This window comes from Roseicyclus amphidinii (genome assembly GCF_030163755.1).
Classification (GTDB): Bacteria; Pseudomonadota; Alphaproteobacteria; order Rhodobacterales; family Rhodobacteraceae; genus Roseicyclus; species Roseicyclus amphidinii.
The window spans coordinates 88,697-99,223 of the sequence record NZ_JASJOE010000006.1 but is presented as its reverse complement, the minus strand read 5'-3'; the positions used below and the strand labels follow the sequence as shown (position 1 = coordinate 99,223).

Here is a 10,527-nt window from a genome sequence, read left to right as displayed (position 1 = left end):
CCCGACAGCGCGCCCTCGAGCGCCGGGGCCAGCGCGCCGCGACCGGCAAAGCGCAACTCGCCGCCGGACCAGTCCAGCGCAAGCTCCAGGTCGCTCAATCCGCCCTCCAGCAGCGCGGGCAGCCGCGCGGCCGTGGCGTCGAGCGTCACCTGCGTGCCGTTCACATTGGCCGCGCCCGCCACGCGGGCCGTGCCGTCGGCGGGCAAGGCCAGCCGGGCCTCCAGCCCGGTGATGCGCACATCCTGCCCGGCGGCTTCATCCCGCCAGGTCAGCGCGCCATCGCTGATTTCGGCCGCCGTGATGGTGAGCGGGCGGGCCGGGCCCGCCGAGTTCGTGCCGCTCGGCTCCGCGGCGTCGGAGAAGGCCCAGCTGACGCGGCCATCGGCGGCGCGGACCAGCGTGATCTCGGGGGCGACCAGCGTGATCTCGTCGATCTGCACCTCTCCGGCGAGGATCGCCGACCACGGCACCCGGACCGACAGCGCCTCGGCCGCGATCAGGGGCGCGTCTCCGGCCCAGTCGGGGTTGCCCACACGCAGACCCGCGGCGCGCACGCCCAGATGCGGCCAGAGGGTCGGGCGCACCTCGCCCGACAGCGTCACCTCGCGGCCGAGCGACTGGCCGAGCCGGTCGGCGGCGACCGCGGCGATCCGGTCCGTCGGGACGGCGAACACCACCCCCAACGCGAGAACGGCGACCAGCGCGACCGCGCCCAGCAAACGAATGATCCAGCGCATCGCACACCCCTTGCCTGTTTTGGGCAGAGTCTAGCGCGAAGCGGGGCGGCCTGTCTTCCCCTTCGCCGCGCAACGGGCTATCTGGCTCGGTCATGAGCCAGAACCCACCCGACCTGCGCCCGGACCTCGCGCGCGCCCGCTTTTCCGACGACGCCCGCCCCGGCCAGCCCCGGATCGGGATGGTCTCACTTGGGTGTCCCAAGGCGCTGGTCGACAGCGAACGCATCCTGACGCGGCTCCGGGCCGAGGGCTACGCCATCTCGCCCGATTACGCGGGGGCCGAGGCGGTGATCGTGAACACCTGCGGGTTCCTCGACAGCGCCAAGGCCGAAAGCCTGGATGCCATCGGCGAGGCGCTGCGCGAGAACGGGCGGGTGATCGTGACCGGCTGCCTGGGCGCCGAGCCCGAGTATATCACCGGCGCGCATCCCAAGGTTCTGGCGGTGACCGGCCCGCATCAATACGAACAGGTGCTCGACGCGGTCCATGCCGCGGTGCCGCCCAGCCCCGATCCCTTCGTCGACCTGCTGCCGCCCGCGGGCGTGAAGCTGACGCCGCGCCATTACAGCTATCTCAAGATCGCCGAGGGCTGCGACCACAAGTGCCGCTTCTGCATCATCCCCGACATGCGCGGGCGGCTGGTGTCGCGCCCCGCCAAGGCGGTGATGCGCGAGGCCGAGAAGCTGGTCGAGGCGGGGGTGAAGGAAATCCTCGTGATCTCGCAGGACACGTCGGCCTATGGCACCGACTGGAAAGGGCGCGAGGTCAAGTTTCCGATCCTCGATCTATCCAGAGACTTGTCCACACTCGGAGCCTGGGTTCGCTTGCACTATGTCTACCCCTACCCGCATGTGCGCGAGCTGATCCCGCTGATGGCGGATGCGTCGAACGGGCTGTTGCCCTATCTCGACATCCCGTTCCAGCATGCCCATCCCGACACGCTGAAGCGCATGGCGCGGCCCGCCGCGGCCTCGCGCACGCTGGACGAGATCGCGGCGTGGCGGCGCGACTGCCCCGAGATCACGCTGCGCTCGACTTTCATCGTGGGCTACCCCGGCGAGACCGAGGCGGAGTTCCAGACCCTGCTCGACTGGCTGGACGAGGCGCAGCTCGACCGGGTCGGCTGCTTCCAGTACGAGAACGTGGACGGCGCGCGGTCCAACGCCCTGCCCGACCATGTGCCCGCCGAGGTCAAACAGGAGCGGTGGGACCGCTTCATGGAAAAGGCGCAGGCGATTTCCGAGGCGAAACTCGCCGCCAAGGTCGGGCAGCGGATGACCGTTCTGGTCGACGCCGTGGACGACGAGGGCGCGACCTGCCGGACCATGTCGGATGCGCCCGAGATCGACGGCAACCTGTTCATCGACGAGGGGTTCGACGGGCTGGCCCCCGGCGACTTCGTCGAGGTCGAGGTGGACGAGGCCAGCGATTACGACCTCTGGGGCAGCCGCCTGACTTGAGCCGCGCGGCCCGTTGGCGCTACACTGCGGGCCATGATCCATGTCACCACCACCTGCCCCGACCGCGACAGCGCCGAGCGGCTGGCCCGCGCGGCGCTGGCCGAGCATGTCACCGCCTGCGCCAACATCCTCGAGGGGGTGCGCAGCCTCTATCACTGGCAGGGCGAGATTGCCGAGGACACCGAGGTGATGGTGATCTTCAAGACCTCTGACGCCGCGCGCGCGGCGCTGGTGGCCTTTCTCGAGGCCGAACACCCCTATGACGTGCCGGTGATCACGTGGGAAAGGCTGGAGACGACGCAAGACGCCGCTGACTGGCTGGCGCGCGAAACGCATTGAGGGGCGGGCTCAGGCCGGGTCGGGCGCCGCGACCGCGCGGGTGAAGAGCTGGGCGTTGGGACAGGCCGCGGGGACGGCGGCCTTGCCCGTCTCCTGCGCGGCCATCCAGCAGGCGCAGCCTTCGGCCCAGCCGCACCCGCGGCACCGCTGAACCGCCTGCGCCCAGTCGGCATGGGTGATCACCCCCGTCTCCAACGCGCGCTGAAGCTCTGCCCCGGTGGCCTGCGCCATGCCGAGCGCCAGCCAGTAATGGCGCTTCGCATCGCCCAACGGGCGGGGATTGGCCTGTCCCATCGGTGCCCCCCGGTCAGACCGTGTCACTCGGCGGCAAGCCGGGCCAGAAGATCGCCGTTGCGGCAATACCCCGGCGCGGCCTCGGCACGATCATGGGTGGCCAGCCAGTGCCCGCAAGCCGTCGGGTCGGAGCAGCCGGTGCAGGCCTGCAGCATGTCCTTGCGCATTTCGGGCGGCAACGCGCCGCGCAGTTCCGCGGCATCGAGATCCGCCCCGAGGGTTTCGGCCATGCGGGTCATAAGACCCTCGTGGCGGTCGCGTGTCAGTTTGCCCGGCATGGCATCACCCCTTTTCACGTGGCGCATGGGCCCGTTCCGATGGGCAAAGCCTATCGACGCGGGGCCGCGCCGCCTTGACGCAGATCAAGAGGGGCCGAGGGCAGCAAGCGTCCGCCGCACCACGCCGATGCGCGCGGCGTTGGTGGGATGGGTCGACAGGAAGGCGCGGGCGGGGTCGGGGAACCGCGTGAAGAAGGCGGCCCCCCTGAGCGGGTCATAGCCCGCACGGGCGGCGATGATCGTGCCGATGGCATCGGCCTCGAGTTCGGCCTGCTGGCCGAATTCGCGGCTGGCCACAAGCGCGCCGAGCTGCGCAGCCTCGTCGATCTGCGCGGCTCCGGCGCCGCGCGCCTGGGCGATGCGGGCGAAGGCCTCGGCCCCTTCGACGGCGCGGCGTTGCCCCAGCGGCAGGTGCCGCGCGATGTGATGGGCGGCCTCGTGACCCATGATGAAGGCCAGCTCGTCGGTGTTCCGGGCCTCGGCAATCAGGCCAAGGGTGAAGATGATCGCGGGCTGCCCCTGCGGGTCGAGCGTGTGGAAGGCGTTGACGCCGCTGTCGGGTGCCCGGTCGACATAGATCACGAAATCGCAAGGCTGGTCCGGCGTTTCCTCTCGGCAGACCTGTTCGGCCACGGGTTCGACGCGGGTCACGACCTCGTCGAAGTTCAGCACGGCCTGCCGGGCGCGGGCGGCAAGCTCGGCCTCGGTTTCGGCTGCGGCTGCGGCTTCGACCCCGCCGGGCGGCGGAGCGGTCGGCGCAACGCCCGACACACAGCCCGCCAGCGCAAGCACGGCGGCAAGGACCGGAAGGAGGGGGCGCAACATCGGCATGGTGGTCGAAAGCCTAGCCGCCCCGCCCGCACCGTCCAGAGGCATCACGGCCTTGTGCCCCCGCTTGACCCCTGGACGCGCTGCGATAGGTCCGAGGGCATGAGCCAGACGCGCATTCTCTACAACGACCGCTGCCCGATCTGCCGGGCCGAGATCGCCCATTACCGCAAGCGGGCCGAGACCGCGGGCGCGCCGCTGGTCTTCGAAGACCTGAACCGCGCCGATCTGGGTGGCTGGCAACTGACGCCGGACCAGGCGAAGCGGCGGATGCACGCGGCCCTTCCCGACGGGCGCATCGTCAGCGGGGTGCCCGCCTTCGCCGCGATCTGGGAAGCGCTGCCCGGCATGGGGTGGATGGCAAGGCTGGCGATGATGCCGGGGCTGCGGCAGTTGGCCGATCTGCTCTACAACCGGATGGCCGCCCCGTGGCTCTACCGCAAGCAGATGCGGCGCGAAGCGCGCGGGCTTGCGGGGCCGGACGGGCGGGCCTAGGCTGGGGCCATGTTCACCATCGAGCACGATTTCGACGCCACCGTGATCACCCTTGTCGATGACGGCGAGGCGGGGGTCCGCTTGCAGGAAGACGTCATCATCTCGGCCTTCGACGAATGCGTGACCGTGGTGCAATACGATCCACGGACCGACCGCGAACAGACGGTGACCCTGTCCATGACGCAGCTGCGCGACCTCGCCGCGGCGCTGGACCTGCCGGAAGGGGCCTACAAGCTCGAACCGGGGCGCTGACGGCTTTTCGCAATTCTGCATTCCGGGCCCGGTTTCCCGCTTTGACGGGCCGCGACCATGCCGTTTCGCATCCTCCTCACAGGGTCATCCACAGCCCCCGCATCGCGGTTTACACCCCCCGCGCACGGCCACATACTGCGCCCGAACGGAAGGGGACGGGCACCATGTCGACAGGATTTTTCGTCAACGAACGCTGTTTCTGGCATTCGGGCGGCAACTACAGTTTCCTCGTTCCGGTGGGCGGGCTGATGCAACCCCCGACGGCGGGCGGACTGCCGGAAAACCCCGAGACGAAGCGCCGCTTCAAGAACCTTGTCGAGGTCACGGGCCTGATGGCCGAGCTGGCCACCCCCTCGGCCCAACCCGCGACCGAGGAGGACCTGCTGCGCATCCATCCGCGCGACTACGTCGAGACCTTCCGCCGCAAGTCGGCCGAAGGCGGCGGCGAGCTGGGCCTGCGCACGCCCTTCGGGCCGGATGGCTATGACATCGCCTGCCTCTCGGCGGGGCTGACCAAGGCTGCGCTCTTCGACGTGCTGCAGGGGCGGCTCGACAACGCCTATGCGCTCTCGCGCCCGCCGGGGCACCATTGCCTGCCGGATTTCCCCAACGGCTTTTGCCTGCTGAACAACATCGCCATCGCCTGCGAGGCGGCGCGGGCCGCGGGGCTTGCCGAGCGGATCGCGGTGATCGACTGGGACGTCCACCACGGCAACGGGACGGAAGCGATCTATTACGAGCGGGCGGACACGCTGGCCGTTTCGATCCACCAGGAGCGGAACTATCCCCGCGACTCGGGCGATTTCGAGGATCGCGGCGCGGGTGCCGGTGCGGGGCTGAACCTCAACGTGCCCCTGCCGCCGGGCGGCGGGCATGCCACCTATCTCGAGGCGATGGAACGGCTGGTGATCCCGCAACTGCACGCCTTCCGGCCGGACGTGATCGTCGTGGCCTGCGGCTTCGACGCCTCGGGCGTGGACCCGCTGGGCCGGATGATGGCCGGCTCGGACACGTTCCGCGCGCTGACCGAGATGGTGATGGAGGCGGCGAGCGAGTTGTGCGAGGGCAAGCTCGTCCTCACCCACGAGGGCGGCTATTCCGAGGCGCATGTCCCCTTCTGCGGCCATGCGGTGCTCGAGGCGTTGTCGGGCAGCGACATCACCGCGCCCGACCCCTTGGCCGAGCGCATCACCTCGCAACAGCCGGGGCCACGGTTCGAGGCCTATTGCTCGACCTTGCTGGCCGAGATGGAGGCCGCGCTGGAGGCTTGAGCGCCCGCCCACGTTGACTTCGCCGCGGCGCGGCGGCAGGGTGCGCGGCGACCACCAGATCAGGGGAAGACAGGCGATGAAAAAGGTCTATGGCTCGGCGGCTGAGGCGCTGGACGGGGTTCTCTTCGACGGCATGCTGATCGCATCGGGGGGCTTCGGCCTGTGTGGTATCCCCGAGCTTCTGATCGACGGCATCGTCGAGGCGGGCGTGAAGGACCTGACCGTCGCGTCGAACAACGCAGGGATCGACGATTTCGGCCTCGGCAAGCTCTTGGCGACCCGGCAGGTGAAGAAGATGATGTCCTCCTACGTCGGCGAGAACGCCGAGTTCATGCGCCAGTATCTGAGCGGCGAGCTGGAGCTGGAGTTCAACCCTCAAGGAACCCTCGCCGAGCGGATGCGGGCGGGCGGCGCGGGCATTCCGGGCTTCTACACCAAGACCGGCGTCGGCACCGTGATCGCCGAAGGCAAGGAAGTGAAGGTCTTCGACGGGCAGGAGTATATCCTCGAGCGCGGCATCTTCGCGGACCTTTCCATCGTCAAGGCGTGGAAGGCGGACGAGACGGGCAATGCGATCTTCCGCAAGACCGCCCGCAACTTCAATCCGCCCGCCGCCATTTGCGGGAAGGTCTGCATCATGGAGGTGGAGGAGATCGTGCCGACAGGCAGCCTCGACCCAGACGCGATCCACCTGCCGGGCATCTACGTCCACCGCCTGATCCAGGGGCAGCACGAGAAGCGGATCGAGCAGCGCACCACGCGGCCGCGCGCGGCCTGAGGGACGCGCATGGCGCGCTCCCCCTACAGCGGCAAGCCGCAACGCGCCTTCTGGCGTGGCGGCGTCGCGGGGGTGGGGGCGCTGGAGCTGGTCGACCTCTATCGCCCGCGCTTTCCCCTGACGCCCGAGACGCGGGTCTTCACCGCCGGGTCCTGCTTTGCGCAGCATGTGGGCGCGGCGATGACGCGCGCGGGCCTGTCGGTGATCGACGCGGAACCGGCCCTGCGCGGCATGCCGCCCGAGACCGCGCGGCGCTTCGGCTACGGCACTTATTCGGCGCGGACCGGCAACATCTACACCGTTCGCCAGTTCCGGCAGCTGGTCGAGGAGATGCTGGGCCTCTTCACCCCCGCCCTGCCCGCATGGGAGAAGGATGGCCGCTACTGGGACGCGCTGCGCCCCGGCGTGGAGCCGGAGGGGCTGACCAGCCCCGCACAGGTGGCCGAGATGCGGGCGCAGCACCTCGTGGCGCTTGGCCGCGCGCTGGAAGGGGCGGACCTCCTGGTCTTCACCCTGGGCCTGACCGAGGGGTGGGAGCACCGCGAGACCGGCACCGTCTACCCCACCGCGCCCGGCACCATCGCCGGGGACCATGACGCCGACATCTTCGTCTTCCGCAACTACGGCGTGGCCGAGATCCTCGAGGATTTCACCGCGCTCGAGGAGATGCTGGCCGAGCTGAACCCCGGTCTGCGCTGGCTTCTGACGGTCTCGCCCGTGCCGCTGGCGGCGACCGCGAGCGGGGATCACGTGCTTACGGCGACGATGCGCTCCAAGGCGGTGTTGCGCGTGGTCTGCGACATGGCCTGCGACAGCTCGGACCGGATCGACTATTTCCCCTCCTACGAGCTGGTGATGTCGCCCGCCCATGCGGGGGGTGCCTTTGGCCCCGACCTGCGCAGCGTGAGGCCCGAGGTGGTCGAGGGCGTCATGGCGCTGTTCCTCGCGTCGCACGGGCTGGCCCCCGCCCCCGAGGGCGTGGCGGAGGATGTCGGCGACATGTCCGACGACGCCCTGTGCGAAGAGGCGCTGCTGGACGCCTTCCGCCCATGACGCGGGCGGTCGCGGTCGTGGGAACCTCCAACATCGGCGCGGTGAAATATGCCGAGGCCGAGATCGCGGCCGAGCATCCGGACCTGTCCGTCACGTTCTACGGCCTGCCCGGCGGCAAGTTCGCAGAGGCCGGTGTCGACGCGGCGGGCCTGTTCCAGCCCGCGGAGGGCGACGCGGGGGCGCGCAAGCTGGCCGAGCGGGTGAACGGCACGGCGGCGCTGGACCTGACCCGCTTCGACGCGGTTCTCGCCATCGGTGACACGCTGGGAATGCCGCAAACGCTGTTCATGGCGGCGCAATACGACGTGGCCGACTGGCCCACACGCCGCGACAGGCCGCTGATCTCGACGCCCGCTTTCCTTTCGGCGATGGAGGAGGCGATCGCGGGGCGCGCCGACCACCTCGCCCGGCAGTTCCGGGGTATCGCGCCGGTCTTCGCGGCACTCGCCCCCTACCCCACCATCGCCGTCACCCGGCGCGGCCCCCACCGGCAGGAACCCTATGCCTCGGTCGCCGATCACCCCGAATTGCCGCGCCTCCATGCGCTCTACCGCGACGCGCTGGCCCGCGCGCTGGCGGCCCGCGGCATGACCTTCGTGCCGCAACCGGCCGAGACGATGGCAGGCCCGTTCCTGACCAAGCCCGCCTACGCCATGGGCGCGATGGATTTCCGCACCGAGGGAAAGGTGCTGAACGATCATCGCCACATGAACGCGGCGTTTGGCGCTTCGCTTTTCCGCGCCTTTGCGCTAGCCCTTGGCGCGACCTCCGCCGGGGCAGACCCGACAGCACAGATCAAGGAGTGACCGATATGTGGGACCGCAACCAGATGGCCGCGCGCGCAGCACGGGAGCTGCAGGACGGGATGTACGTGAACCTCGGGATCGGCATCCCGACGCTGGTGTCGAACCACATCCCCGAGGGGATGACCGTGACGCTGCAATCCGAGAACGGGATGCTCGGGATGGGACCGTTCCCGGTCGAGGGCGAGGAAGACCCCGACCTGATCAACGCCGGCAAGCAGACCATCACCGAGCTGCCCCACACCGCCTATTTCGACAGCGCGCAAAGCTTCGGCATGATCCGCGGCGGCAAGATCGCCATGGCGATCCTCGGCGCGATGGAGGTGGCCGAGAACGGCGATCTGGCCAACTGGATGATCCCCGGCAAGCTGGTCAAGGGCATGGGCGGCGCAATGGACCTGGTGGCGGGCGTGGGCCGGGTGATCGTGGTCATGGACCACACCAACAAGCACGGTGAATCGAAGGTGCTGAAGGAATGCACCCTGCCGCTGACGGGCAAGGGCGTGGTGGACCTGATCATCACCAACCTCGGCGTGATGGAGGTCGTCCCCGGCGGGCTGAAGCTGCTCGAGCTGGCCGATGGCGTCACCGAAGAGGACTTCCGCGCGGCGACCGAGGCGACGCTTGTCTGACGCGCGCGAACCCGAGGGCGCGCTGACGCTGCAGACCGTGCCGATGCCGGGCGACACGAACTCAGGCGGCGATGTGTTTGGCGGCTGGGTCGTGAGCCAGATGGACATCGCCGCGGGGATCACCGCGATCGACCGTGCGCAGGGGCGCTGCGCCACCGTGGCGATCGAGGCGCTGAGGTTCCACGCGCCGGTTCTGGTGGGTGACCTGTTCTCGGTCTTTACCGCGATCACGCGAACCGGGCGCACCTCGATCACCATGCATGTCGAGGCCTGGGTTCGCCGCCAGCGCACCGGCGAGCGGATGCTGGTGACCGAGGGGGATTTCACCTTTGTCGCCATCGCGGAATCGGGCGTGACGCGCCCCTTGCCGGATGCGGTCTGACTTGGTCTGACTTGGTCTGACTCTGCCTGACGCGCCCGGCCGGACGGCTCAGTTCACCGCGATGGGCAGGAAGACGCAGCCGTCCGAGACCAGCTCGGGCGGGGTGCGGCAGAGGCTGCGCGCCATCATCCAGGTCGCCAGCACCTTGGGCACGTAATCGCGGGTTTCCGCGAAGGGGGGCACGCCGCCGTTGCGCCGCACGGCCCCCTCGCCCGCGTTGTAGCCTGCAAGCGCCAGAAGCGGATCGCCCTCGAACTCGGCCAGCAGCCAGTCGAGATAGGCCACACCGCCCGCGATGTTCTGCTCCGGGGCGAAGGGATCGGCCACGCCGAACCGCTCGGCGGTCGCGGGGATCAGCTGCATCAGCCCCTGCGCGCCCGCGGCACTGACGGCATCGGGCCGACCGGCGGATTCCACGGCAATCACGGCCAGCACCATGGCGGGCGACACGCCGGTGCCGACGCTGGCCATGAGGATATCGGTGCCATGCGCCGTGATGATCGCGTGCAGGGTCGCAAGCCGCGGCAGGCTGAGGTCGGCGGCCTCGGGGGCGGCGGCGATATGCTCCTGCGCGCTGAAGAAGCGCGCGGGATCGGCAGGCAGGCCCGGCGGCACGCCGGCCCAGAACCAGGCGGCAGCCTCGGCCTGCGGGGCCGCCGGATCGGCCGGGACCGGGGCGGCCTCGACCGGGCGCGTGATGGCGAGATCCTCTGGGCGGGTGGTGTTGCGCGCGTGTTCCTCGGCGGTGATCCGGATCGTGATGCGCGGCCCGCTGTGCCCCGGAGGGGGCGCGGCCACACGCCGGATGCTGCCTTGCTCTGGCGGGGGCGCGATGTCCTGCGCCGCCACGAGGCCGGGGATCACCCCGGCAAGGAGAACCGCGCCGAAGCGCAGGAATAACTGTCGCATGCTCTGCCCGCCGCTC

At 69.9% G+C, this 10,527-nt stretch carries 15 protein-coding genes; 10 read left to right on the top strand and 5 right to left on the bottom strand.

The features are described 5' to 3' along the window. Nucleotides 1–737 (bottom strand): AsmA family protein (locus QQK83_RS03775; RefSeq protein ID WP_284261841.1); only part of this gene is annotated, 737 nt, incomplete at its 3' end. 92 nt (nt 738–829) lie between these two features. Here QQK83_RS03775 and rimO point away from each other — a divergent pair. Beyond that, the gene (gene rimO / locus QQK83_RS03770; RefSeq protein WP_284261840.1) at nt 830–2,197 is read left to right on the top strand and encodes a 30S ribosomal protein S12 methylthiotransferase RimO; all 1,368 of its coding nucleotides are present in this window, start codon (nt 830–832) and stop codon (nt 2,195–2,197) included. 33 nt (nt 2,198–2,230) lie between these two features. Beyond that, nucleotides 2,231–2,536, top strand: coding sequence for a divalent-cation tolerance protein CutA (cutA, locus tag QQK83_RS03765; RefSeq protein ID WP_284261839.1), 306 nt, complete (start codon nt 2,231–2,233; stop codon nt 2,534–2,536). Nucleotides 2,537–2,545: 9 nt separating this feature from the next. Here the strand turns inward: cutA and QQK83_RS03760 are convergent, their stop codons facing one another. The 3 genes from QQK83_RS03760 to QQK83_RS03750 all read right to left on the bottom strand — a co-directional run bounded on the left by QQK83_RS03760 (nt 2,546) and on the right by QQK83_RS03750 (nt 3,933). Beyond that, nucleotides 2,546–2,830: a DUF6455 family protein gene (locus tag QQK83_RS03760; protein ID WP_284261838.1), complete on the bottom strand. Its 285-nt coding sequence runs from the start codon at nt 2,828–2,830 to the stop codon at nt 2,546–2,548. Nucleotides 2,831–2,853: 23 nt separating this feature from the next. Further along, nucleotides 2,854–3,108, bottom strand: a complete 255-nt coding sequence (locus QQK83_RS03755; RefSeq protein WP_284261837.1) for a DUF6455 family protein — start codon at nt 3,106–3,108, stop codon at nt 2,854–2,856. Between the two features lie 84 nt (nt 3,109–3,192). Next, nucleotides 3,193–3,933: a M48 family metallopeptidase gene (locus QQK83_RS03750; protein ID WP_284261836.1), complete on the bottom strand. Its 741-nt coding sequence runs from the start codon at nt 3,931–3,933 to the stop codon at nt 3,193–3,195. A 105-nt stretch (nt 3,934–4,038) separates the two neighbouring features. On the opposite strand from QQK83_RS03750, the gene QQK83_RS03745 reads away from it, so the two are divergent. From QQK83_RS03745 to QQK83_RS03710, 8 genes are all read left to right on the top strand, one after another. Continuing rightward, nucleotides 4,039–4,431, top strand: a complete 393-nt coding sequence (locus QQK83_RS03745) for a thiol-disulfide oxidoreductase DCC family protein (protein WP_284261835.1) — start codon at nt 4,039–4,041, stop codon at nt 4,429–4,431. Between the two features lie 9 nt (nt 4,432–4,440). After that, on the top strand, nt 4,441–4,683 hold the full coding sequence (locus tag QQK83_RS03740) for a hypothetical protein (protein WP_284261834.1): 243 nt from the start codon (nt 4,441–4,443) through the stop codon (nt 4,681–4,683). Nucleotides 4,684–4,847: 164 nt separating this feature from the next. Beyond that, nucleotides 4,848–5,954 carry a class II histone deacetylase gene (locus QQK83_RS03735; protein WP_284261832.1) on the top strand — a complete coding sequence of 369 codons (1,107 nt, stop codon included), beginning with the start codon at nt 4,848–4,850 and terminating at the stop codon, nt 5,952–5,954. A gap of 76 nt (nt 5,955–6,030) precedes the next feature. After that, on the top strand, nt 6,031–6,732 hold the full coding sequence (locus tag QQK83_RS03730; protein WP_284261830.1) for a CoA transferase subunit A: 702 nt from the start codon (nt 6,031–6,033) through the stop codon (nt 6,730–6,732). Between the two features lie 9 nt (nt 6,733–6,741). Continuing rightward, complete coding sequence (locus QQK83_RS03725; RefSeq protein WP_284261828.1) at nt 6,742–7,785, top strand: GSCFA domain-containing protein; 1,044 nt, start codon at nt 6,742–6,744, stop codon at nt 7,783–7,785. Beyond that, nucleotides 7,782–8,591: a hypothetical protein gene (locus QQK83_RS03720; RefSeq protein WP_284261826.1), complete on the top strand. Its 810-nt coding sequence runs from the start codon at nt 7,782–7,784 to the stop codon at nt 8,589–8,591. Before QQK83_RS03725 ends, QQK83_RS03720 begins: the two co-directional genes overlap by 4 nt. 5 nt (nt 8,592–8,596) lie before the next feature. Further along, nucleotides 8,597–9,220, top strand: coding sequence for a CoA transferase subunit B (locus tag QQK83_RS03715; protein ID WP_284261824.1), 624 nt, complete (start codon nt 8,597–8,599; stop codon nt 9,218–9,220). Continuing rightward, complete coding sequence (locus tag QQK83_RS03710) at nt 9,213–9,602, top strand: acyl-CoA thioesterase (protein ID WP_284261822.1); 390 nt, start codon at nt 9,213–9,215, stop codon at nt 9,600–9,602. The genes QQK83_RS03715 and QQK83_RS03710 overlap by 8 nt, the downstream gene beginning before the upstream one ends. A gap of 48 nt (nt 9,603–9,650) precedes the next feature. Here QQK83_RS03710 and QQK83_RS03705 read toward each other — a convergent pair whose 3' ends face one another. Further along, a complete protein-coding gene (locus QQK83_RS03705) occupies nt 9,651–10,511 on the bottom strand; it encodes a lytic transglycosylase domain-containing protein (RefSeq protein ID WP_284261820.1) in 861 nt (286 codons plus the stop codon). Nucleotides 10,512–10,527: the final 16 nt, after the last annotated feature.